This is a genomic window from Cognatundibacterium oligocarboniphilum (assembly GCF_013377855.1).
Lineage (GTDB): Bacteria > Pseudomonadota > Gammaproteobacteria > Burkholderiales > Burkholderiaceae_D > Undibacterium > Undibacterium oligocarboniphilum.
The window spans coordinates 180,275-202,591 of sequence record NZ_JABXYJ010000005.1 but is presented as its reverse complement, the minus strand read 5'-3'; the positions used below and the strand labels follow the sequence as shown (position 1 = coordinate 202,591).

Genomic DNA, 22,317 nt, shown 5'->3' with positions numbered 1-22,317 from the left:
GGATTTGTGCTGCGGCCCAATCCCGCTCATGTTACGAATTACGACGAGGATAACCTTGCGCGGTAATCCTCTGCCAAATGACTTCTTTCTGCGCTGCATCCATAAAAACCCATTCCGCCACTTCCGCAACCGTGCGGCCACATCCCCGGCATACCTCATCAAAGGTTGTGGAGCACACCGCCACGCAAGGAGTATCCGGTCTTTCTTTTGTTTCACTCATGATTCATCATCCGCACAGTCGGCTCATGTCCTGCAGCCGGTCTGTCAAACCGGTTGTAATCCGGCATTTTAAAGACACAATAGTAACGCAAACCCCGGCAGAATCCCGCCGGGGCGATTTGGTGACTCCTTCTATTTCCTGCACAAATGCCTTTCCCGGACAATCCCGGATTGACAGCCCCCCATGATCGGCAGGAAAATTGCGCCTCAGCGAGGGATTTCCGGCACTGGCATAATGCAAGCTCCCTTCTGCAATTTCCGGTCAGATACCGACTCAGGCCGGCTCTCCGATATTTTACAAACTTCCTGACACCGACAGCCTCTTCCGTTTTACCCCGGAATGGCTTGAGAGATACCCTATTCATGGCACAAGATTTTTTCCAGACACTGATTCTTTTGATTATCGTGACTGATCCGTTCGGCAATGTCCCGATTTTCGTCAGTGCGCTCTCTCATGTTTCTCCCGAGCGGCGCTGGCGCGTCATCGTGCGCGAATGCGCGATCGCTTTTGTCCTGCTGTTGCTGTTTATGTTTTTCGGGAAAAATTTTCTGACCGCGCTGCAACTATCCGAAGTCTCAATCCGTATCGGCGGCGGCGTCATTCTGTTCCTGATTGCTTTGCGCATGGTGTTTCCGCAGGAAGGGGGTATTTTCGGAGATACGGAAGAAAATCACGAGCCATTTATCGTCCCGCTGGCCATTCCTGCGCTGGCGGGGCCGTCTGCGCTGGCGACTGTGCTGCTATTTTCTTCCGATAACAGCCAGGAAATGCTGGTTCATCTTGGCGCCCTGACCGCCGTTGCGGTTGTCTGGCTGGTGGTGCTGCTCAGCGCCGAACGCATGCAGCAGGTGCTCGGGTCGCGGGTCATGACCGCATTCGAACGCTTGATGGGGCTGATACTGGCTGCCATGTCGATTGAAATGCTGCTGACCGGTATCCGGGAATACATCAAGACGCTGTAATCATGTGCCCTGCAAGGATAAGCCGGCACACTTGTCAGCAATCGACCTGGCTGGTCTGCACTGCGACTGGCTGCGGCAACTCTGCCGCAAACAGCTTGCTGTTAAAAGTGAAATAGCCCAGCAAAAACAGGACCAGTGCAATGACAAACTGTTTCCAGAACTGGCGATTCATCTGACGTCTCCCTGCGTATTTTTAAAAATAATTTCTCTGCCGCGCTGATGCACATTATTCCGGCGAAGCGCGACAGCAGATACCGGCAGTTAACATGACATCCCACACGACAAAGAGCGATTGCGCCAGCCGGATAATTGGATGTCAGCCCCGGATTTCTGCTAAATAATTTTTTCAGCTTCAAAGCGTGCAATATCCGTCTCGCTATATCCCAGTGCCTGCAAGACCGCATGGTTATGCTCCCCGAGAGGCGGCCCCAGCCATTGAGTCTGCCCCGGCGTTTCAGACATTTTCGGCGTAATCGCTGGTAGTTTCACTGCGCTGCCATCAGCGAACTGATGCTGCTCAAACATATTGCGTGCCAGGAACTGTGGATCCTGCATCATATCCCGCACTGAATAAATCTTCCCCACCGGAACATCCGCCGCTCTCAGTGTCTGCAAAGCGGTTTCAATTTGCTGCGTATCACACCAGCCCTGGATGGCGGCATCGATTTCGGCGGTACGCGGCACCCGGCCATCATTGCGAACCAGCGCCGGATCGTGCGCCAGATCATCGCGCCGGATCGCCTTCATCAGACGATGGAAAATCGCATCGCCATTACCCGCAATCACGATATTTTCACCATCGGCAGTGGTGTAGGTGTTCGACGGAACGATACCGGGCAAGGCGCCTCCGGTGCGCTCCCGCACCACACCTGCCACGTCGAATTCCGGTACCAGTGATTCCATCAGGTTAAAGACGGACTCGTACAATGCTACATCCACCATTTGCCCCTGCCCCGCCTGACAAGCATCACCTGTTTTTCCGTTCCAGCGACCGCCGGTCACATCACGATGGCGTAGTGCCATCATCGCCCCGATCACCCCGTGTAAGGCTGCAACAGAATCACCGATCGAAATGCCAACCCTGACCGGCGGACGATCAGGATGACCCGACACATACCGCAAACCGCCCATGGATTCGCCAATTGCACCAAAGCCAGGTAAATCACTCATGGGACCGCTCTGGCCGTATCCGGAAAGCCGCACCATGATGGTGGCCGGATTGATCGCTTTTAGCTGTTCATAACCAAGCTGCCATTTCTCCAGCACGCCAGGACGGTAATTTTCGATAATGATGTCGGCATCCAGCGCCAGACGCCGTGCGATGGTCTGCCCCTCTGCACTTTTCATATTCAGAGTGACGCTTTTTTTATTCCGCGCCTGCACACTCCACCACAAAGAGGTTCCATCTTTCAATACCCGCCACTGCCGTAGCGGATCACCGCCATCCGGCGATTCGATCTTGATGACTTCGGCACCGAACTCTGCCAGCATGCGCGAGCAAAATGGACCTGCTATCAGTGTGCCAAGTTCCAGCACCCGGATACCTGATAGCGGCCCGGTATTTTTTTGGGTCATGATATGGATTTCATGTTTGGTTGGATCATCGCTGCATTCCTGGCAGACTCGCTCCGCCAGATGCCACGGCAAGATTCAGGCACTGCGCCTGTCCAGCATGGCGCGGGCAATTGTGCCGGCATCAACATATTCCAGCTCCCCCCCGACAGGAACACCGCGCGCCAGCCGGCTGACTTTCAATCCGCGGGCCTTGAGCATCTCACCGATATAATGCGCGGTCGCCTCACCTTCATTCGTGAAATTGGTAGCCAGCACGACTTCCTGCACGATACCGTCGGTCGCACGGGCAATCAGCCGTTCCAGATAAATATCCCTGGGCCCGATTCCATCCAGCGGTGACAGACGCCCCATCAGTACAAAATACAGCCCCTTGTAGGTCAGGGTCTGTTCAATCATCATCTGATCGGAAGGCGTCTCGACAACGCACAGCAGCGTACCGTCACGCTGCGCATCCTGACAGGTTTCGCAAATTTCGATTTCGGTGAAGGTATTGCAGGAGGAGCAGTGATGAATACGGTCCATCGCGTTCAACAAGGCATGACCCAGCGTTGACGCGGCTTCCCGGTCATGTTGCAACAAATGGTAAGCCATGCGCTGCGCCGATTTTGGCCCGACTCCGGGCAGACGGCGCAATGCCTCAGCCAGTGCTTCGAGACTGCCGGTTTTCTTCACGATCAGAACGGCATTTTGAAACCGGGTGGCAATGGCATACCGGCCGTCAGCCCGGACATTTTTTCCTGTGTGGTCGCCTCTGCCTTGCGTACGGCATCGTTAAACGCGGCCGCCACCAGGTCTTCCAGCATATCCTTGTCGTCAGCCAGTAATGACGGATCGATCGTGACGCGCTTCACATCATTTTTACAGGTCATCACCACCTTCACGAGCCCGGCACCAGCCTGACCTTCCACCTCGATCAGCGCCAGCTGATCCTGGGCTTTTTTCATATTGTCCTGCATCGCCTGCGCCTGCTTCATCAGACCTGCGAGTTGATTTTTCATCATGGATACTTCTCCTGAAAATGGAATAATTTAAAAAACAGAGAAAGAAATCAGACCGGGCGCACGCTGCCAGTCACGATGACGGCACCGAATTCACGCATCAGAGTCTGGACAAAATGGTCTTTCCGGATGGATTGTTCGGCCTGCTTCTGACGCAATTCCCGTTCGGCAATCGCCTCTGCGTTGGCAGTCAGCTCCACTGCGCCGATCTTATGCTCGACGCGGACGGTTCTGGAGAATCGCTCGGAAAGTGCTGTCGCCAGTTTGTCGCTGCTGCCGGCCGACAGCAAAGTCGGAAGCGGCACGCGTAATTCAAAGACCCAGACATTACCCTCCTGCCGGCAATCAGCCAGTTCGCTTTGCTGCGCCAGCTGCTGCGTCACTCCGCGTACTGGCAGGTTAGCGGCAAGGGTCGGCCAGCGCCCATCCCAGTCCAGTGCTGCAACAGGCGCCTGCCACAATTGGCGGTCAAGCACGGCAGGTTCAGGTGCAGATATTGCGCCGGACTGATGTGCAGCAGGCACGTCATCCTCATTCCGCATATGCGAAACACCAGTTGGTAAGTTCTGGCTTGCCCCTGCTGTATTTTTCGCCACCGATACCTGCAGTATGTCGTCATCCCATGGCGGCGGCATATCATCCATCGTCAGAGTCTGTGCTTCCATCGACACCGGCATATCAGATTCCGCCGGTGACGAATCCGGTGCGGTAATGTTGTCCGTACGCTGCGTGTCAGCCAAATTTTCCGGTGTCATGCGTGATGATGACTGAGACGGCATGTCCGTTACTGCTTTTTTTTCCGGTAATGGAACTGCAGCAGGCGCCGCTGCCGCAGATTGAACTACTGGCATGACTGGTGAAGCCGGTTGCGTAGCGCCTCCCCCTGCGCCTTTGACACCAGCACTGGCGGCCCGTGCAGCGGCTAAAGCAGCCATCGCAGGACTCATGGGCTTTTGTGCGGGGGGTGCAGCCGCAGGCGTGATATCTGCCGTTACAGAATTCCGCACCTGTGTCACCACCGGCGGAAAAACCGGATTCACATTGCTGGCTGGCACCGCAGATCTGGCTGGTGAGGAAATGGACAACGCCGCTGAAGATTGCGCACTCTGTGCCGCCGTTGCCTTGACGCCGGAATGAGTGGACTGCGGCGACATTGACAGCGGCAAGACACCTCTTGCCGCGCCACCACCGGAATAAGCCGCCCCGGGATCTGTCGCTTCGCCGCCTTCTGCCGGACGAAAGGCCAGCATACGCAGTAAAGTCATACTGAAACCGGCATATTCATCGGGAGCCAGCGCCAGCTCATGACGGCCATGCACTGCGATCTGATAATAAAGTTGAATCTCTTCCTTGGTAAAAACAGATGCCAGGCGCACTACCTGCTCTCTTTCCGGCAAATCCTCCGCCACAGCAGCAGGCACCAGTTGCGCTATTGCAATCTGATGCAATAGCGTGCCGAGATCCTGCAAAGCCGCCTTATACGACAGGCTGCGCGCGGCCATTTCATCGGCAACATCCAGCAAAGCCTTGCCGTCATTGGCTGCCAGCGCATCAAGCAGACGGATCAGATATGACTGATCCAGTGCCCCCAGCATACCCTGCACCGATTCCAGACTCACCTGGCCGGCCGCATAAGCAATCGCCTGATCGGTCAGGGACAGCGCATCACGCATGGAACCCTGTGCGCCCTGCGCCAACAAACGCAGTGCAGGAACCTCAAAACCAATCTGCTCCTGCGTCAGGATATTTTCCAGATGACCGATGATATGACCCGGCGGCATCTGTTTCAGATTGAATTGCAGGCAGCGGGACAAGACCGTCACGGGAATTTTCTGCGGGTCTGTCGTCGCCAGAATGAATTTCACATGCTCCGGCGGCTCTTCGAGCGTCTTGAGCATCGCATTAAACGCATGATTGGTCAGCATGTGCACTTCGTCAATCATGTAGACTTTAAAGCGTGCATTCGACGGTGCATAAATGGCCTGCTCCAGCAGCGACGCCATTTCATCCACGCCACGATTGGATGCAGCATCCATCTCGATGTAATCGACAAAACGCCCGGCATCAATCGCCGTGCAGGCTTCGCAAACACCACAAGGATTAGCGGTAATGCCCTGCTCGCAATTAAAAGACTTGGCGAGAATCCGCGACAGCGTCGTTTTACCGACACCGCGGGTGCCGGTGAATAGATAGGCATGGTGCAGCCGCTGCTGCTCCAGCGCATGCGTTAAGGCACGAACCACGTGCTCCTGACCTACCAGAGTCTGAAAACTTCTGGGGCGGTATTTTCGGGCGAGAACTTGATATGACATGCAGAGATTTTACCCTATTCATTCATCATACAGACTGCCCGGAAACCGGAAATTGCAAATACCCGGCCACCAGCGCCTGCATCTCGGTTGAAAATGCTGCCTCGGTCAATCTTTGCGGAGACAGCATCAGCGTTTGATACAGCAATCCATACACAACTGCATGCAGAACTGCAGGATTTTTGTCCTGCATCCGCGCCGCATCAGCACAGGCAAGCAAAGCCTGTGTCCAGATATCGGCAATATACTGATACAACTGGGCATAAGCATCGAGTTCGGATAGCTGACGCTCCAGAAAAATCAGTGCCGACCATTCCTCCGCCCTTTCAGCATGCAAAACAATCAGCCGCTCAATCAGGGACGGAATCAGCCGGGCAGCAGGTTCGCCCCTCAAGCCATCCAGCCATTCCAGCATCTGCTGTCCGACGCCTTTGAAGCGGCCGTGGATGCAATGTGCTGCAATCGATTTCTTACCCGGAAAATACTCGTACAGCGTTCCCAGTCCGACACCGGCAACCAGCGCAATATCGCGCATGGTCAGCCGCGCATAACCTTTTTCAAGTAAAAGCCGAACAAAGGCATCCAGAATCGCTCCCTGCGTCAGCCTGGAACGTTGCTGCACCGGCTTACGCCTTGATTTTAAATGGTCCGTCGAAGCATTCATCAGATACAGAAAAAAAATCAAATACGAACATACTGCAGCAGGATGCCCGCTACACTGACACTCCAAATAACATCACCCGCGCAGCGCAAATACAGAACAAATACATCAGATATATTCCAGACAGGAGACAGGCATGCAATGGCAAACGCACGAAATCAGCAATCAGGTTCCCGAACTGCAGCACTACAACCTGTTTCACAGCGACTCCCTCCTGCAGAATGCTTTGCAACATTATAAAGCCGACTGGCACACGGCCTCGCTGGAAAACTTTGGCGCAGAACTGGGTAAACCGGAAACATTGCTGCTGGGCGAACAGGCTAACCGCTACCGGCCAGAACTGCGCACCCACGACAGAACCGGAAAACGGATTGACGTTGTAGACTTTCATCCCAGCTGGCATCAATTACTGGGAATGCTGCGCAGTCAGGGTCTGCAGGCACTACCCTGGTCTCACCCGCGCACCGGCGCTCAGGTGGCAAGGGCGGCCGGCTATTACATGCAGGCGCAGATCGAGTCAGGCTCGCTCTGTCCGACCACTATGACCTTTGCCGCCATACCGGTACTGCAAAAAGAAGCTGCACTATTCGCTCAGCTCAGGGAAAAACTGTACGCCACACGGCATGATCCGCGGGATCTGCCGATTCAGGACAAACACGCCATCATGATCGGAATGGGGATGACCGAGAAACAAGGCGGCTCGGATGTCCGGACCAATACGACGCTGGCCCGCCCTTGTGATGCATCAGGCCGCGGTGAAGCCTATTTACTGACCGGGCATAAATGGTTTTTTTCTGCCCCCATGTGCGATGCACATCTGGTGCTGGCACGCACCGAAGCGGGATTGTCGTGTTTTTTCGTTCCCCGCTGGAAACCTGATGGCAGCAAAAACTCCGTTCAGATTCAGCGATTGAAAGACAAACTGGGAAATCAGTCTAACTCCAGCAGTGAAGTCGAATTTCAGGATGCATATGGCATCCTGATCGGTACTGAAGGTCGCGGCATTCCGACCATTATCGAAATGGCGAGCCTGACCCGGCTCGACTGCGTAATCGGTAGTGCAGCACTGATGCGCCAGGCACTCATACAAGCCATTCATCATGCCCGTCACCGCAGTGCGTTCGGGCGGCTGCTGGCAGAGCAACCGCTGATGGCACACACACTGGCTGATTTGGCTCTGGAAAGTGAGGCAGTTGGCTGGCTGATGCTGCAGTTGGCGTCTGTCGTAGAAGGCGAAGAGTCTCCCCTGAATCAGGCATGGCGACGCATCATGACACCAGCTGCCAAATTCTGGGTATGCAAACGCGCCATTGAATTTACCGGTGAATGCATGGAAGTCATGGGAGGCAACGGCTACGTCGAAACTTCCATCATGGCGAGACTTTACCGGGAGGCGCCGGTCAATTCGATCTGGGAAGGTTCAGGGAATGTGATGTGCCTGGATGTCCTGCGGGCGATAGGTCGCGATCCGGAGGGCACACAACTATTGCTGGCGGATTTTGCAGCGTGCGGTCATCCAGCCGTCAGACAACTGGTTCTGGAATTGCAGGTTGAACTCCTGGCACCGGCAGAAACCCGTGAGTTGCAGGCGCGCAGGCTGGTTCAAAAACTGGTGCTGGCCGCACAGTCCGTCTTACTTATCCGGCACGCACCGCAGGATTTTGCCGAAACATTTATCAGCAGCCGCCTGAATACAGACAGCGGGCGCATATATGGCAGCTCCATCATCAATGATATGAGCACATGTCAGAAAATTCTGCAAAGAGCATTTCCCGCATGAGGCCAATTCTGGCATTCTGAACAAACGGCGGCGGCAGATGATGATGGCGATTCCCCTCGCCGTTTTAATGCGGTTACGGTGGAATTAATGCTGTTTTTCCTGCAAAGACCGGACTTTATGCTCCAGTTCCGCCAGGAACTTGTCCCGCCGGCGTAACTCATCCCGCAAAGCACCGATTTCGCGGTTAAGCAGACGGATATCCGCATGCAGCTCCCGCTCGAATATTTTTTCCTCTTCTCCCACAAACAGCGCCGCAATATTCGCTGTGACAATCGAAAACATTGCATAACCCAGCAGTACGATAAACACCGCAAAGATTTTAGATGATGGGGTGGATGGCACGATATCACCGTATCCGACTGTTGCCACCGTGGTAAATGCCAGCCAGACGCCATCGGCGTAATTTTTCACGTTCGGCTCAAGCCAGTAGAATCCCGCGCCGGCAGAACTCAGCATCAGCAAAGCCAGTGTAATGATCTGCACCAGATGACCAGGTTTCATATGCTGCAATACCAGCATGGCGATACGCAGCAAAATCGCAGCACACAAACCCAGCCGCAATAACCACTCAACCGGACTCCAGACCACAGAAAACTGGATAGCACTGATCAGACAGCCAAGTGTGATGCCCATATCCAGCACCATCTTTCCGCTGTGCCGGTTTGACTGGCGGCGGTTGCCTTTCCATTTCCAGTAAGTATCCAGAGCAATCAGACCTGCTGCAACAAGGTATAAAGTATGCCCAGTCTGCACCAGATGCTGATTATCCGTTGCCAGCAAAAGATAAAATGCCGGTATCGATAACAACAGACCAGCAAATAGCACCGGACGGGAAAACCATGCCAGAAACCGTTGCGTAATGGGGTAGAGACTTTGATTCATAAGGATTAATTGTATTCGGATTCGGTCTGCGTATGTCTGTATATGCCGGCTGGTGAAAGCGAAATCTTCCTGTTTACCTGAAATATCAAAAATTGATATTTTATTTTCACAGATAAAAAAACCTGCCACTATCCGGCAGGTTCATGCTGGGCAATCAATGTTGCCTTACTTGTAGGCACCGCACCCGACGAAATAATTATCCAACTTTTCTATATAGGTGGATTTGGTTTCCAGGACTTTGGTGACAGGATTCGGCCATTGATAATCTATCCATCCCTTGCCCTTACTATTCGCCATCGCAATCATTTCCTTGACGACGAATTTATCTCCGACCTTCAGATCAATCAGATTTTTACCGTTCATCTTCGGATTATTACCGTGACTGAGGTTAACCCCATTCAGATCGTATGCAAATAAATATAAATCCCTGTCGTGGAAGTCTTTATTCGACATATTGGAAAACTCGGCAAAAGCTTTTTCCTTGCCATGTTCTTTAATATAAGCGATCCCTTTTTTCACCATTGCCTGTGCCTGCTCGGTGGTTCCACGATCTTCAGCAGCGATGGCAGGCGCTACCAAGCCAGCACATAATCCTAAAATCAGCAGGGTTCTGCGGGTCAGTTTCATTCCAGTCTCCTCAGTCAGTATTTAAATTATTATCCGCAATAAACGGTGTGTTTTTGCGCACAAACAGCTTAACGCAAAATTATTCAAAGACAAGAAAAACAGAGTAGTAGTGTGACTTTTGACCATATTGCCGCACAACGATATCAGCGGTGCTGGTGAAGCGGAGGAAATGAAACGGGGAAGGAAAGAGAAGTTGGCGAGCCTGGTCTGCGGCACTTGCGGGAAATGACTGTGGCTGCTTCGTTCCCGACCTGACCAGATTGGCCATGCCGCAATGCGCAGGGGCCCGCCAGCGCGTAGTATAACGCATCCTTCACCATTTCGCCCAACAATTCTGCGCAATATGATGGCAAACGGAAGAACTGCCCTGCTGGCACGCTAACTGCCAACTAATCTTCCCCGGGCACATGATCCGGATAGCCCCCTCGCCATCCGGCACCAATGAAAACATCGCAACCGGTCTGGAGGGGATGGCCAATCTACAATCCCAACTCCTGCCAGATCTGATCAACCTTCTGACGCACCTCTGCCGTCATTTGTATCGTTGTTCCCCATTCGCGACTGGTTTCACCAGGCCATTTATTGGTCGCATCAATACCCATTTTGCTGCCAAGACCGCTGACCGGGGAGGCAAAATCCAGATAGTCAATCGGCGTGTTGTCCACCAGCGTGGTATCTCTCAACGGATCAACCCGGGTAGTGATTGCCCAGATCACCTCTTTCCAGTCGCGGATATTCACATCTTCATCGACCACCACAATGAATTTGGTATACATGAACTGACGCAGAAAGCTCCAGACGCCAAACATGACACGCTTTGCATGTCCGGCATAGGATTTCTTCATCTGGACGACTGCCATGCGATAACTGCAACCTTCGGGCGGCAAATAAAAATCCGTAATTTCGCTGAACTGTTTTTGCAGCAAGGGAATAAATACTTCATTCAGTGCGACACCCAGTACAGCCGGCTCATCCGGTGGTTTACCAGTATAGGTCGAGTGATAAATCGGATCACGCCGCATCGTGATCCTGTCTATCGTGAACACAGGGAACCAATCCTGCTCATTGTAGTAACCGGTATGATCGCCATAAGGCCCTTCCAGCGCATGCTCATAGCCACTGGGATGAGATTCGTCCGGATAAATATGCCCCTCCAGCACAATCTCTGCGGAAGCCGGTACCCGCAATTCACTGCCAAGCGCTTTTACCAGCTCAGTGCGACTGCCTCTGAGCAAACCTGCAAACTGATATTCGGACAAACTGTCAGGCACCGGTGTCACCGCCCCCAGTATCGTCGCCGGATCAGCTCCCAGTGCCACTGCGACCGGATAAGGCTGGCCTTTATTGACAATCCCGTGCTCACGGAAATCAAGCGCGCCTCCCCGATGAGCCAGCCAGCGCATGATAACTTTGTTGCAGGCCAATACCTGCTGACGGTAAATTCCCAGATTCTGGCGCTTCTTATTTGGCCCTTTGGTGATGACCAGCCCCCAGGTAATCAGTGGTGCAACGTCGCCCGGCCAGCAATGCTGAATCGGTAATCTGGCCAAATCCACATCATTCCCTTCCCAGACGATTTCCTGACATTTCGCCCCACGGACTTCTTTCGGCGCCATATCCCAGACAGCTTTTACCAGAGAGCCCATACCCAGAATATCTTTCAGACCTTTCGGCGGCTCAGGCTCTTTTAACGCAGATAATACGTGGCCAATCTGCCTCAGCTCGCTGACATCGGAAGCGCCCATTCCCAGCGCGACCCGGCGCGGCGTACCAAACAGATTTCCTAGTACTGGCATCTGGTGTCCCGAGGGCTTATTGAATAACAAAGCTGGTCCCGCAGCGCGCAAAGTCCGGTCACAGATTTCAGTCATCTCCAAATGCGGGGAAACTTCGATATCAATCTGTTTTAATTCGCCATTTTGTTTCAATTGAGAAATAAAATCTCTCAAATCAGAATATTTCATCATTTTTCGCTTTTTTGAATGTCTGAACTAGTTAGTCCAGCTTGTTATTCTAAGTGCTTGATTTTATTGTTTTTTGCTGCATTGCAGCAGATTCCATTATACCGATAAGTTATAAAAATTAAATTTGATAGTATTGACTCGATATAAAACCGCCCCTACAATTCGCCCAACTTGATGAAGAGGTAAAGACTTCCGCAACTTTCAACACCCAGAAGGTTTCGCCATATCGGTAACATCATTCACGGGGATCGGGCCCCATATAACATTGTAAGGATTGTTTTCAAAAGGCGTCTGCCTTCACCCGAAAAAAGTTGTTTATCACTGGATACTCCAGTAGCGGTTCAACGAACCGGATGATAAACAGCTCCGGCGTCTTCTGATCGCAACTTGCGGGGAAGACGATGTTTCTGATTCGTGGAAGTTCATGTGCGACAGGTTCGAAGCTGAGCCGGAAGCGCCACGAAGATTCAGGAGGTAACATGTTTCAACGTTTTATATTAGCAGTACAACAAAGCAGCTTGACTGCAGAACAAAAGCGCCAGGCATTGAATGCCGTCGCGCGTGATACAACCAGTGGTTTTCTGAGCGCAATGCGTAAGCTGCTCATGTTTTCCGGCGTTGCCGCCATGATTTTTCTGGGACTAATGTTCATCAAACCAGAACTGGCTGACAAATTCAAGGATTTATCTCCTTTTGCAGAGGCAGAGGAAGTCGCATCCGAAGCAACTCCGGCACCTGACCTTGCCGCGCTGATGCAGACACCGTCAAAAAATACATCTGACACGCCGCATGTTGCGGACGATGATGCAAAAATGCTGGGCAACCAGCGACAGCAGCAATGGGTAACCAACTGGCTGTCTAAGCGCTACCGCGTCGCCACTGACGCTACCAATATGCTGGTATCTGCAGCCTATCTGACAGCAAAGGAAATCAAACTTGATCCCTTGCTGATCTTGTCGGTCATGGCGATTGAATCAGGTCTGAATCCTTTTGCCGAAAGTCCGGTTGGCGCTCAGGGGCTGATGCAGGTCATGTCGAAGGTGCATCAGGAAAAATTTGAGGAAATGGGTGGTGTCAAGGCTGCGCTGAATCCGGTTGCCAATATCAAGGTCGGGGCACTGATTCTGAAAGACTACGTTTCCCGCACAGGCTCAGTGGAAGCCGGATTGAAAATGTATGTCGGTGCCAGCGCCTTTGAAAACGACTCAGGCTATGGCAGCCGTGTGCTCACTGAATACAAGCGCCTGAAAGACGTTTCGGCAGGTAAAAATGTACCGACCACATTCTCCGCAGCCCCGGCACCTGTTGCCCGTCCTGCAGAATCAACACCTGCCGGCAAAACAGATCCGGTTGAAGCCAAGGCGAAAACCAGCGTTCCAAAGGATCAGGTCGCCGCGTTATAAAATCGGCATGATTCAGCGTATCAAAAGAAAAGCCACCTGATGGTGGCTTTTCTTTTTCAGCAAGCTGCAGTGCCGGATTTATAACTAAATATGTATGGTCGCCCCTGTTTTATTAGCCCTGATCATGTAAAAACTGCTTTAGCCGCACCACTGCTTCCTGCAAATTTTCCAGTGAATTTGCATACGACAGACGCACGTAACTCTGTGCAGTTGCCGGACCAAAATCCTGACCAGGAACAATCACCACTCCCGCTTCCCTCAAAACCTGTTTGGCAAAGGCATCAGCATCTTTTGTCAGATGCGAACAATCGGCATAAACGTAAAATGCGCCATCCGGCGTTACCGGAATATTGAACCCCAGTTCACGCAAGGCAGGAACAATATAATCACGCCGACGCTGAAATGCTGCCTTCCGTGCCTCGTAAATTGCCAGTGTTTCCGGCGCAAAGCAGGCCAGGGCCGCATGCTGGGCAATGGCAGAAGGACAGATGAACAGATTTTGCGCCAATTTCTCAACGGCAGGCACGATGCGCTCCGGCACAACCAGCCAGCCGAGCCGCCAGCCTGTCATATTGAAATATTTACTGAAGCTGTTAATCACAACGACATCATCATCGAGCGACAATGCCGTCGACGGCTTCCCGTCATAGGTCAACCCCTGATAAATTTCATCGACAATCGTAAAGCCCTGCCGTTCGCGTACGCTGGCAATAATTTTTGCCAGTTCTGACTGCGCAATCGAAGTGCCGGTCGGATTAGAAGGAGAAGCCAGCAACACGCCACCAGTATGCGCCCCCCAATGTTCGCGCACCATATCATCGGATAGCTGGAAACGGTGCTCCGGTCCACTGGCGATGAGTTTCGGTTTACCTTCAAAGGCGACGACAAAATGACGATTACATGGGTAACAGGGATCAGGCATCAACACCTCTTTTCCCACATCCACCAGCGCAGCACATGCCAGCAATAATGCTGCGGACGCACCAGCCGTTACAATGATGCGGGAAGCCGGAACAGTCACGCCAAACTGTTGCGCATAATGATCGGAAATCGCTGCCCGCAATGCCGGTAAACCGAGTGCCGAGGTATATTGCAAGCGCCCATCGGTCAGCGCTTTGGCTGCCGCCTCCAGCACCGGAGGCGGCGCAGTAAAATCCGGTTCGCCAATGCCCATGTGGATCAGATGGCGTCCGTCAGTCTCCAGCTCTGCCGCCATTTTCATGAGTTCCATGACATGAAAAGGTGCAATATGATTCAATCTTGCCGCGAGGTGTTGTTCCATGTTGATAGTCCGAAAAAAACCGCCTGATTTCTGACGAGAAAAAAGGCGGTCTGGTGATTTATACCTGATTAAATGTTGGATATCCGTTACTATGCCTGCTTTGCAGCGACTTCAGCCGGGCGCAGTCTGGCAGCCAGCTTGTCCAGAACTCCATTCACATATTTGTGCCCGTCGAGGCCGCCGAAAGATTTTGCCAGCTCGACAGCCTCGTTGATCACAACCCGATAAGGGATTTCAATGTGATTTTTCAACTCGTAGGCACCAATCAGCAATACTGCGTGCTCAATCGGGGAAAGCTCCGCAATGCCACGATCAATTAAGGGAGCGAAATCTTCACGCAAAGCGACGGAATGATTGATTGCACCATGCAGCAAGGCATCGAAGTGCTCACGATCAGCCTTATCGAATCCGTGCGCTTCACGGATATGGGCATCGATTACACCGGAATCTTCATTATTCAGCAGCCATTCATACAGACCCTGCAATGCAAACTCACGGGCGCGATGGCGCGGTGAGCGGTTCTTGCTGGGATTCGCATGTTGGGTTTTATTGTTCATATTATTCTCTTACTATCTTACCGGACCTGACAAAGTCAGGATTCATACATTCTGTTAACACTGTGCAAATACGAATCGTCTGCCAGACCAATCAGGCATCGTAATCAATGTCTTCCGTCGCTTCTGCCAGCTCTTCCAGCGCCAGCGCCAGATTTGCCATTTCGACGGCCACACGGGCCGCATCAGCACCTTTTTCCTGCATACGGACTTCCGCCTGCTGATCATTCTCAGTCGTCAGAATCGCATTGGCGATGGGAATACCGGCATCGAGGCCGACACGTGTGATACCGGCACCGGATTCATTCGAAACCAGTTCAAAATGATATGTTTCGCCACGGATAACGGCACCCAGCGCAATCAGCGCATCAAACTGATTGGTGGCTGCCATCTTTTGCAGCGCCAGCGGCACTTCCAGCGCACCAGGCACGGTAACATGCAAAATATCCTCGTTCATAACCCCGAGGCGGGCCAGTTCTGCCAGGCAGGAACTCAGCAAGCCGTTGCCCACGGTGGCATTAAAGCGGGCCTGAACGATACCGACCCGTACTCCGGCGCCATCCAGATTAGATTCATAGTGTCCTACTGTCATGATATTCTCTCTTGCGCTCTGCGCTTTGTGTCACTGACTCGCTGACGCATGGAACCAGTGACTTATTGGTCAGCGTCTGTTCAATATAGCTTACGCCTGCACAGATTCTGCACAGGGTTTAGCCAGATATCCCGTTACTTCCAGGTTAAAACCTGCCATCGACGGCATTTTACGTGGGTTCGCCAACAATTTCATTTTACCGACCCCGACATCTTTCAAAATCTGCGCACCGATACCGTAATTACGCAGATCCATCCTGGCAGCGCGTCCTTGCGGACGGGTTTCCGGCGTATTCAGCGCCTTGAACTGGTCAAACATCTGTTCAGCTGTTTCTTCGCAATTCAACAAAACAATCACGCCTGCGTCTGCCGCCTGTACTGCCTGCATCGCAGCGGCAATATTCCAGGAATGTGTAGTCGCCTTGCTTTCCAGCAGATCAAGGATCGATACCGGCTGATGCACCCGTACCAGTACTTCCTGATCAGCAGTTGGCTGACCATGAACCAGTGCCAGATGGGCGGAGCCGCTGGGTTTATCGCGATATACCACAGCCTTGAAATTACCGTGCACGGTTTCCATTTCACGTTCGGCAATGCGATCCACGATGCTTTCGGTCTGACTGCGATAATGAATCAGGTCAGCGATGGTGCCGATCTTGATCTGGTGCTCCTTCGCAAACTCCATCAGGTCGGGCAGACGCGCCATGGTGCCATCGTCCTTCATGATTTCGCAGATCACCGATGCCGGAGTCAGCCCCGCCATTTCGGTCAGGTCGCAACCTGCTTCGGTGTGACCGGCGCGCATCAGCACGCCACCTTTTTGCGCCTTCAGCGGAAAAATATGGCCGGGCTGAACAATGTCGCTGGCAGTAGTATGTTTGCCAACCGCAACCTGCACCGTGCGGGCACGGTCAGCGGCGGAAATGCCGGTCGTGACGCCTTCGGCAGCTTCAATCGAGACAGTGAAATTTGTTCCGAACGACGTGCCGTTGCGACTGGTCATCATTGCCAGATTCAGAAGTTCGCAGCGTTCTTCGGTCAGTGTCAGGCAAATCAGGCCACGGCCATACCTGGCCATAAAATTGATTGCTTCCGGAGTAACGAATTCCGCAGCCATCACCAGATCACCTTCGTTTTCACGATCTTCTTCATCAACCAGAATCACCATCCGGCCCGCACGCAATTCGGCGACAATTTCGAGGGTAGTTGCAATGCTCATAGGGGAAAATCCTGAAGTGGTCTGCTCCGGCATTCTGCGGGGCACCAGCTGTTTTTGAAAGAATCCGTTATTTTAAAGGATTTCGCCGCACTCTTCCCGTGCTTTCTGTTGATTAGACGGTTTTTCCTTCGATACGAAAGTGGCCGCGGGCAATTTCGATCACCTTGCCGCCCACCCGGATCTGCTGATCAGCACCGATTTCCAGGTATAAGCAACTAGGGCGGCTCATCTGCTCGCCTTGCCAGATCCACAACCGGGCCGGTATAGAACGCTGTTGCGCCAGCCACCAGCCGCCAAGATTGGCGCAGGCGGAACCGGTGGCAGGATCTTCCCCGACGCTGCCATCAGGACGAGCAAAAAAGTAACGCGCGGTTACCTGCCCGGCAGGCTGATCCTCTGTTTCAGGTGCAAACACATAGGCAGTTCGACGCCCCAGACTGCTGACCGGCCAGTTTCCGAGTAATGCCGCATCCAGTCTGGCGCGCCGGACAGCATCGACAGACTGCACGGCGACCAGCAACTGGTCGGAGCCGGTATTCACCCACAACGGCTGTGCCAGCAGATCGGCAGAAGTCAATCCCAGCATACGCGCAATCTCTGTGGCCGGAACCGGGCAATCACGGATGATCGGCAGCTGCGGCGCGGTCAGGTTCCAAATATCATTCTGATATGACAGTGGCACGATGCCAGCCTTGCACTCCAGCGTCAGATTCACCGCACCGCCATTCAGCTCACTGACGACTTGTCCGGCTCCAAGGCTGGGATGTCCTGCAAACGCCATCTCCATGCCGGGAGTAAATATCCGGATTCTGGCGCTTGCTATCGATGAGGGCAAAATAAACACCGTCTCTGACAAATTCTGCTGCAAGGCCAGCGCCTGCATTTCCGCATCCGACAAACCTTGTCCATCTTCGATCACGCACAAGGGATTGCCACCAAAAGTCGATTCCGCAAACACATTCAGTATCCGGTAAGCATATTCACGCATAACGATCCAATCCGGCCTCCAGCCGCCGCAATTAACAAAAATTCAGGGGAGTATATCGATAATCAGCCTGACCGTCCTGAAAAGATAAAGCCTTTAAAATATACTCCCACCGAGTATATTGCTTTAATATTTCCCCGGATAATCACGGCGAAGAAGCCGCGCTGCCGGTATCGCGGATGTTTCGCAATCACCCCGAAGTACAATCATGTGTTATAACTTATCTGCTTTCCGACATTTTCAGGGGCCAGGCAAAATCATCCTGAATAAGCTGGGTGCCGCCAGCAGCACAAGCCATAGGGTAAGGCGCGGCAACAACGCCAGAATAGTTTTGCGTTATTTTTTACACCAGAGCCATTATTGCCATGCTAGAACTCCGTCCTTGCTGCGAACATTGTGCTGCCGACCTGCCCGCCGACTCGACCGAAGCACGCATCTGCAGCTTTGAATGTACCTTTTGCGCCGCATGCGTTGATGATCTGCTGCAAAATGTCTGCCCGAACTGTGGCGGCGGTTTTTCACCCCGTCCGGTTCGCCCTGCACATCATGGAAAAAACGGTAATGACACCCGACACTATCCGCCATCATCAGTGCGCAAACACCGACCGGTTGACCTGACCGCACATCGGGAATTACTGGAAAAATTACGGCATCTGGCGCCTGAAAACCGCTGAATTCCGCCTGCTGCCGCACATGATCGCTTGCTATCCCAATTTCCCGATTTCAGACTGCCCTTTATGTCAAATACACTGACTCCACGCCATTTACTGACTGCCCTGATCGTTGTCAGTTTGTGGGGAATGAATTTTGTCGTCATCAAAATCGGGTTACGCGGGATTCCGCCATTTCTGATGGGAGCGCTGCGCTTCATATTGGTCGCATTTCCGGCAATCCTGTTTTTGCCACGCCCCAAAGTCCCGGCCAAACTGTTGATTGCCTACGCACTGACCATCAGTCTGGGTCAGTTTGCTTTTTTGTTTTCAGCAATGGCGGTCGGCATGCCGGCCGGCCTTTCTTCTCTGGTGTTGCAGGCACAGGCTTTTTTTACCGTCGGCATCTCGGCTCTGGTTTTTGGCGACAAACTGCGGGCAAGCAATCTTGCCGGCATGGTGATTGCCAGTATCGGCCTGATTCTGCTTGGCAGCGCCAGTATCGCCAGCTCTGCCGGACAAGTTACATTGATGGGCTTTATGCTGACGATTTGCGCGGCATTTTCCTGGGCCTGCGGCAATGTCATCAATAAAAAAATCGGGCCGACTGCCGTGCTCAGCCTAGTGTCGTGGAGCGCACTGGTACCGATCGTGCCATTTATTCTGCTGTCGCTCTGGTTTGAAGGCAGCGCATTGATTTTGTCCAGCCTGCGCAATATGAGCCTGCCGTCGGCATTGACGATCGTCTATCTGGCACTGGCCGCTACGCTGATTGGCTATACTTTATGGGGGCGCCTGCTTTCAAGCCTGGCGACACATCTGGTGGCGCCACTGACGCTGATGGTACCGGTTATCGGACTGACTGCTGCCTGGATATTGCTAGGGGAAGCGCTGAAACCATTGCAGATCACCGGAGCCGCCATTGTCATGGCTGGATTGCTGGTCAATGTGTTCGTAACCCGGCTTTGGTCGGCACTACGGCGGTGTTTCGACTGATGTGCAAAACGGCGCAATCAAAACCGCCGTTTTGCGATACATCCTGATTCCAATGAAAAGCTGCACCGACGTGCCGCCGGCTTCTCTTTACAGCCCGGTATTGCTGGCGATATAGGCCTTCATCTGGTCTACATTCGCCGGCATCACTACGAAGCGCTGTGGCAGTGCCTCGATGTTTTCAAACCCTGCAGGACGCTGTGCATCCCGCTCCAGTGCTTCACGGATGGTTTCATTGAATTTGGCAGGCAACGCGGTTTCCAGCACGATCATCGGCACACCGGCTTCCAGATGCTCCAGCGCGACCTTAATTCCGTCTGCGGTATGGGTGTCAATTGTGATGCCATACTTCTGCTCCGCATGGCGGATGGTTTGCAGGCGGTCGGTATGCACTGATTTACCCGATTCAAAACCAAAACGTGCAACCTTCGCAAACTCATCGCCATCGCTACCCGGCTTGCCGGACAAGTCAAAACCACCTTCGGTTTCCACCTTACGGAACAGCGCGGCCACGCGCGCGCTGTCACCGCCCAGCAAATCAAATATGAAACGTTCGAAATTCGACGCTTTGGAAATATCCATCGATGGACTGGTGGTGTGCCAGGTTTCGGCCGACTTGCGAACACGGTAAACACCTGTGCGGAAAAACTCGTCCAGCACATCATTTTCATTGGTAGCCACGACCAACTTGTGAATCGGCACCCCCATCATACGGGCGATATGCCCGGCGCAGATATTGCCGAAATTTCCGGAAGGAACAGTGAACGACACCTTCTGGTCATTACTGGTGGTCGCGCTCAGATAGCCGCGGATGTAATAGACCACCTGCGCCACGACCCGCGCCCAGTTAATCGAATTGACGGTACCAATTTTTTGGCGTTGCTTAAATTCCAGATCATTGGATACCGCCTTCACCATGTCCTGGCAATCGTCAAATACGCCTTCGACCGCGATATTAAAAATATTCGGGTCTTGCAGACTGAACATCTGGGCAGTCTGGAACGCGCTCATTTTGCGGTGTGGCGACAGCATGAAGACACGGATGCCTTTTTTGCCGCGCATCGCATATTCGGCGGCGCTGCCCGTATCACCGGAAGTCGCGCCAAAAATATTCAGTTCGGCATGTTGCCTGGCCAGTGTGTATTCAAACAGATTACCCAGCAACTGCATTGCCATGTCTTTAAATGCAAGTGTCGGGCCATTCGACAGCGCCTGCAATATCAGCTTACCGCCATGATCTTCCTGCAATACCCGCAATGGCGTAATCTGCGCTGCCTCTTCATCTTTTCTGACATTGCAATAGACATCTGCGGTGTAAGTACGTTCAACGATCGATTTCAGATCAGCCTCAGGAATATCCGTCGCAAATTTTTTCAGCACTTCAAATGCCAGTTGCGCATACGACAGACCACGCCAGATATTGAGTTCATCTGCGCTGATCTGAGGATAACTGACCGGCAGGTAGAGGCCTCCGTCCGGTGCCAGTCCTCCCAGCAGGATTTCAGAAAAATTTTGTGATGCGGTATGCCCGCGTGTTGAAGCGTATTGCATAGGGTGACAAAAATACGTTGAGATGTTGGACGAAAATTTCTTCTATTATATCGCCCTTCATCTCTCAGACCCACGCAAATTTGGCGACAGCGCCTTCAATTCGCATTTCATTCGGCCAGAATTCGTTCTGGATGGGCATGAACCGCAAAACCAGTTTTCCTGGCAAAACCAATCAGGCAAATACCAATCAGGCAAATACCAATCTGTGCCGCACTGTCGAGACAGGCGTGGTTTGCCCCAAATGAGTTCAGACAACATTTTTTCTGTCAGCTGCACCCGGATTTGACCCAGGCTGCGCAATCGCCTCAGCGTCCATACCATCCATCTATCATGCCCCCCTGTATCCAGAATCTGTTGCGCCACGCTTTTCAAAGCGCCCCATCCACCAACAGGCTCCTTGTACAGCTGTCTTTTTTTATCGCTCGTGTCTAGACTGTCTCCGCAATCTCTGTTTACGACATATTGATCTGTCAACGGTGGATCACCACCAGCAATGCCTTTGCTTCGGTTTTTCCGATGTTGCGGATAGCGTGATTCTTGTCAGCATCATAACGCGCCGTGGCACCGGTTTTAACTTTTTTACGTATGCCGTCCACTTCAACCTCGATACTGCCCTGCAATGCTGTCAGATGTTCCGATGCGCCGGGATCATGCGAGTTGGACACCAATGCCCCACCCGGAGCCAGTGTCAGCTCATACCATTCATACTTGCCCGCCAGCTCCATCGGTCCCAGTATCCGCAAAACATAACCAGCATGCTCTCCCGGCAAAGTCGGGGTTTCATGCGCCTCCAGTATCCGGATAGCATCCTGCACCGGCGCTTCCGATGACAGCAGCTCTGCCATGGTTACTCCCAGCGCATTCGCCAGCCGCCAGGCCACCGCAATGGTCGGATTCGCTTTCTCCCGCTCAATCTGTGACAGCATGGATTTAGAAACTCCGGCAGTTCTCGATAAATCTTCTAAAGTGAGACCACGCTCCAGACGCATTTTTTGCAGCGTCGCCCCGACTTCGGGCGGCGTATTGGATAGAATTTTTTTCATAAAACTATTGCGCCATCAAAAAAGTATGATTAATATTCGATATATTGAACTTAAGTTCTAAATATCGA

Annotated in this window: 22 protein-coding genes and 1 other RNA gene; 5 read left to right on the top strand and 18 right to left on the bottom strand. The window is 52.7% G+C overall.

What is annotated here, in order from left to right; genetic code table 11:
• Positions 1–31 precede the first annotated feature (31 nt).
• Positions 32–220 (bottom strand): DUF1289 domain-containing protein, encoded by a 189-nt coding sequence (locus HV832_RS10185; RefSeq protein ID WP_176803730.1) that lies wholly within the window; start codon positions 218–220, stop codon positions 32–34.
• A 362-nt stretch (positions 221–582) separates the two neighbouring features.
• Between HV832_RS10185 and HV832_RS10180 the strand changes: the two genes are divergently transcribed.
• Entirely contained in the window at positions 583–1,182 is a 600-nt protein-coding gene (locus HV832_RS10180) for a MarC family protein (RefSeq protein WP_176803729.1), read from the top strand.
• A 34-nt stretch (positions 1,183–1,216) separates the two neighbouring features.
• Here the strand turns inward: HV832_RS10180 and HV832_RS10175 are convergent, their stop codons facing one another.
• The 6 genes from HV832_RS10175 to HV832_RS10150 all read right to left on the bottom strand — a co-directional run bounded on the left by HV832_RS10175 (position 1,217) and on the right by HV832_RS10150 (position 6,686).
• Positions 1,217–1,354: a hypothetical protein gene (locus tag HV832_RS10175; RefSeq protein WP_176803728.1), complete on the bottom strand. Its 138-nt coding sequence runs from the start codon at positions 1,352–1,354 to the stop codon at positions 1,217–1,219.
• A 161-nt stretch (positions 1,355–1,515) separates the two neighbouring features.
• Positions 1,516–2,757 carry a CaiB/BaiF CoA transferase family protein gene (locus HV832_RS10170; protein ID WP_176803727.1) on the bottom strand — a complete coding sequence of 414 codons (1,242 nt, stop codon included), beginning with the start codon at positions 2,755–2,757 and terminating at the stop codon, positions 1,516–1,518.
• A gap of 75 nt (positions 2,758–2,832) precedes the next feature.
• A complete protein-coding gene (recR, locus tag HV832_RS10165) occupies positions 2,833–3,429 on the bottom strand; it encodes a recombination mediator RecR (protein ID WP_176803726.1) in 597 nt (198 codons plus the stop codon).
• Between the two features lie 2 nt (positions 3,430–3,431).
• The gene (locus tag HV832_RS10160) at positions 3,432–3,758 is read right to left on the bottom strand and encodes a YbaB/EbfC family nucleoid-associated protein (RefSeq protein ID WP_176803725.1); all 327 of its coding nucleotides are present in this window, start codon (positions 3,756–3,758) and stop codon (positions 3,432–3,434) included.
• A 47-nt stretch (positions 3,759–3,805) separates the two neighbouring features.
• On the bottom strand, positions 3,806–6,067 hold the full coding sequence (locus HV832_RS10155; protein ID WP_176803724.1) for a DNA polymerase III subunit gamma/tau: 2,262 nt from the start codon (positions 6,065–6,067) through the stop codon (positions 3,806–3,808).
• A 25-nt stretch (positions 6,068–6,092) separates the two neighbouring features.
• A complete protein-coding gene (locus HV832_RS10150) occupies positions 6,093–6,686 on the bottom strand; it encodes a TetR/AcrR family transcriptional regulator (protein WP_176803723.1) in 594 nt (197 codons plus the stop codon).
• A gap of 175 nt (positions 6,687–6,861) precedes the next feature.
• Here HV832_RS10150 and HV832_RS10145 point away from each other — a divergent pair, with 175 nt between their 5' ends.
• Entirely contained in the window at positions 6,862–8,505 is a 1,644-nt protein-coding gene (locus HV832_RS10145) for an isovaleryl-CoA dehydrogenase (RefSeq protein WP_176803722.1), read from the top strand.
• A gap of 84 nt (positions 8,506–8,589) precedes the next feature.
• On the opposite strand, the gene HV832_RS10140 is transcribed toward HV832_RS10145, so the two are convergent.
• The 4 genes from HV832_RS10140 to ubiD form a co-directional block, all read right to left on the bottom strand.
• Positions 8,590–9,387, bottom strand: a complete 798-nt coding sequence (locus HV832_RS10140; RefSeq protein ID WP_176803721.1) for a potassium channel family protein — start codon at positions 9,385–9,387, stop codon at positions 8,590–8,592.
• 165 nt (positions 9,388–9,552) lie between these two features.
• Complete coding sequence (locus HV832_RS10135; protein WP_176803720.1) at positions 9,553–10,014, bottom strand: cache domain-containing protein; 462 nt, start codon at positions 10,012–10,014, stop codon at positions 9,553–9,555.
• 192 nt (positions 10,015–10,206) lie between these two features.
• Positions 10,207–10,305: signal recognition particle sRNA small type (ffs, locus tag HV832_RS10130), an RNA gene on the bottom strand.
• A 188-nt stretch (positions 10,306–10,493) separates the two neighbouring features.
• Positions 10,494–11,978 carry a 4-hydroxy-3-polyprenylbenzoate decarboxylase gene (ubiD, locus tag HV832_RS10125; RefSeq protein WP_176803931.1) on the bottom strand — a complete coding sequence of 495 codons (1,485 nt, stop codon included), beginning with the start codon at positions 11,976–11,978 and terminating at the stop codon, positions 10,494–10,496.
• A 479-nt stretch (positions 11,979–12,457) separates the two neighbouring features.
• Here ubiD and HV832_RS10120 point away from each other — a divergent pair, with 479 nt between their 5' ends.
• Positions 12,458–13,381: a transglycosylase SLT domain-containing protein gene (locus HV832_RS10120; protein WP_399310589.1), complete on the top strand. Its 924-nt coding sequence runs from the start codon at positions 12,458–12,460 to the stop codon at positions 13,379–13,381.
• 112 nt (positions 13,382–13,493) lie between these two features.
• On the opposite strand, the gene HV832_RS10115 is transcribed toward HV832_RS10120, so the two are convergent.
• The 5 genes from HV832_RS10115 to HV832_RS10095 all read right to left on the bottom strand — a co-directional run bounded on the left by HV832_RS10115 (position 13,494) and on the right by HV832_RS10095 (position 18,015).
• Positions 13,494–14,663, bottom strand: coding sequence for a pyridoxal phosphate-dependent aminotransferase (locus HV832_RS10115; protein WP_218132012.1), 1,170 nt, complete (start codon positions 14,661–14,663; stop codon positions 13,494–13,496).
• Positions 14,664–14,752: 89 nt separating this feature from the next.
• Positions 14,753–15,220, bottom strand: coding sequence for a transcription antitermination factor NusB (nusB, locus tag HV832_RS10110; RefSeq protein ID WP_176803718.1), 468 nt, complete (start codon positions 15,218–15,220; stop codon positions 14,753–14,755).
• Between the two features lie 91 nt (positions 15,221–15,311).
• The gene (ribH, locus tag HV832_RS10105; RefSeq protein WP_176803717.1) at positions 15,312–15,809 is read right to left on the bottom strand and encodes a 6,7-dimethyl-8-ribityllumazine synthase; all 498 of its coding nucleotides are present in this window, start codon (positions 15,807–15,809) and stop codon (positions 15,312–15,314) included.
• 90 nt (positions 15,810–15,899) lie between these two features.
• Positions 15,900–17,027 (bottom strand): bifunctional 3,4-dihydroxy-2-butanone-4-phosphate synthase/GTP cyclohydrolase II, encoded by a 1,128-nt coding sequence (ribBA, locus tag HV832_RS10100; RefSeq protein WP_176803716.1) that lies wholly within the window; start codon positions 17,025–17,027, stop codon positions 15,900–15,902.
• 112 nt (positions 17,028–17,139) lie between these two features.
• Positions 17,140–18,015: a PhzF family phenazine biosynthesis protein gene (locus HV832_RS10095; RefSeq protein ID WP_176803715.1), complete on the bottom strand. Its 876-nt coding sequence runs from the start codon at positions 18,013–18,015 to the stop codon at positions 17,140–17,142.
• A gap of 362 nt (positions 18,016–18,377) precedes the next feature.
• On the opposite strand from HV832_RS10095, the gene HV832_RS10090 reads away from it, so the two are divergent.
• Positions 18,378–18,686 carry a DUF1272 domain-containing protein gene (locus tag HV832_RS10090; protein WP_176803714.1) on the top strand — a complete coding sequence of 103 codons (309 nt, stop codon included), beginning with the start codon at positions 18,378–18,380 and terminating at the stop codon, positions 18,684–18,686.
• Between the two features lie 75 nt (positions 18,687–18,761).
• On the top strand, positions 18,762–19,658 hold the full coding sequence (locus tag HV832_RS10085) for an EamA family transporter (protein ID WP_176803929.1): 897 nt from the start codon (positions 18,762–18,764) through the stop codon (positions 19,656–19,658).
• 87 nt (positions 19,659–19,745) lie between these two features.
• Here the strand turns inward: HV832_RS10085 and thrC are convergent, their stop codons facing one another.
• A complete protein-coding gene (thrC, locus tag HV832_RS10080) occupies positions 19,746–21,206 on the bottom strand; it encodes a threonine synthase (protein WP_176803713.1) in 1,461 nt (486 codons plus the stop codon).
• Between the two features lie 470 nt (positions 21,207–21,676).
• Positions 21,677–22,249: a helix-turn-helix domain-containing protein gene (locus HV832_RS10075; protein WP_176803712.1), complete on the bottom strand. Its 573-nt coding sequence runs from the start codon at positions 22,247–22,249 to the stop codon at positions 21,677–21,679.
• Between the last annotated feature and the right edge of the window lie 68 nt (positions 22,250–22,317).

What these genes read in the sequence shown, in the direction of transcription:
- HV832_RS10095 (WP_176803715.1), bottom strand. Translation starts at nt 18,015, where the DNA reads ATGCGTGAATATGCTTACCGGATACTGAATGTGTTTGCGGAATCGACT.
- HV832_RS10090 (WP_176803714.1), top strand. Translation starts at nt 18,378, where the DNA reads ATGCTAGAACTCCGTCCTTGCTGCGAACATTGTGCTGCCGACCTGCCC.
- HV832_RS10155 (WP_176803724.1), bottom strand. Translation starts at nt 6,067, where the DNA reads ATGTCATATCAAGTTCTCGCCCGAAAATACCGCCCCAGAAGTTTTCAG.
- HV832_RS10180 (WP_176803729.1), top strand. Translation starts at nt 583, where the DNA reads ATGGCACAAGATTTTTTCCAGACACTGATTCTTTTGATTATCGTGACT.
- HV832_RS10145 (WP_176803722.1), top strand. Translation starts at nt 6,862, where the DNA reads ATGCAATGGCAAACGCACGAAATCAGCAATCAGGTTCCCGAACTGCAG.
- HV832_RS10075 (WP_176803712.1), bottom strand. Translation starts at nt 22,249, where the DNA reads ATGAAAAAAATTCTATCCAATACGCCGCCCGAAGTCGGGGCGACGCTG.
- HV832_RS10170 (WP_176803727.1), bottom strand. Translation starts at nt 2,757, where the DNA reads ATGACCCAAAAAAATACCGGGCCGCTATCAGGTATCCGGGTGCTGGAA.
- ribH (WP_176803717.1), bottom strand. Translation starts at nt 15,809, where the DNA reads ATGACAGTAGGACACTATGAATCTAATCTGGATGGCGCCGGAGTACGG.
- HV832_RS10120 (WP_399310589.1), top strand. Translation starts at nt 12,458, where the DNA reads ATGTTTCAACGTTTTATATTAGCAGTACAACAAAGCAGCTTGACTGCA.
- ubiD (WP_176803931.1), bottom strand. Translation starts at nt 11,978, where the DNA reads ATGAAATATTCTGATTTGAGAGATTTTATTTCTCAATTGAAACAAAAT.
- HV832_RS10115 (WP_218132012.1), bottom strand. Translation starts at nt 14,663, where the DNA reads ATGGAACAACACCTCGCGGCAAGATTGAATCATATTGCACCTTTTCAT.
- thrC (WP_176803713.1), bottom strand. Translation starts at nt 21,206, where the DNA reads ATGCAATACGCTTCAACACGCGGGCATACCGCATCACAAAATTTTTCT.
- HV832_RS10175 (WP_176803728.1), bottom strand. Translation starts at nt 1,354, where the DNA reads ATGAATCGCCAGTTCTGGAAACAGTTTGTCATTGCACTGGTCCTGTTT.
- nusB (WP_176803718.1), bottom strand. Translation starts at nt 15,220, where the DNA reads ATGAACAATAAAACCCAACATGCGAATCCCAGCAAGAACCGCTCACCG.
- HV832_RS10160 (WP_176803725.1), bottom strand. Translation starts at nt 3,758, where the DNA reads ATGATGAAAAATCAACTCGCAGGTCTGATGAAGCAGGCGCAGGCGATG.
- ribBA (WP_176803716.1), bottom strand. Translation starts at nt 17,027, where the DNA reads ATGAGCATTGCAACTACCCTCGAAATTGTCGCCGAATTGCGTGCGGGC.
- HV832_RS10135 (WP_176803720.1), bottom strand. Translation starts at nt 10,014, where the DNA reads ATGAAACTGACCCGCAGAACCCTGCTGATTTTAGGATTATGTGCTGGC.
- HV832_RS10140 (WP_176803721.1), bottom strand. Translation starts at nt 9,387, where the DNA reads ATGAATCAAAGTCTCTACCCCATTACGCAACGGTTTCTGGCATGGTTT.
- HV832_RS10185 (WP_176803730.1), bottom strand. Translation starts at nt 220, where the DNA reads ATGAGTGAAACAAAAGAAAGACCGGATACTCCTTGCGTGGCGGTGTGC.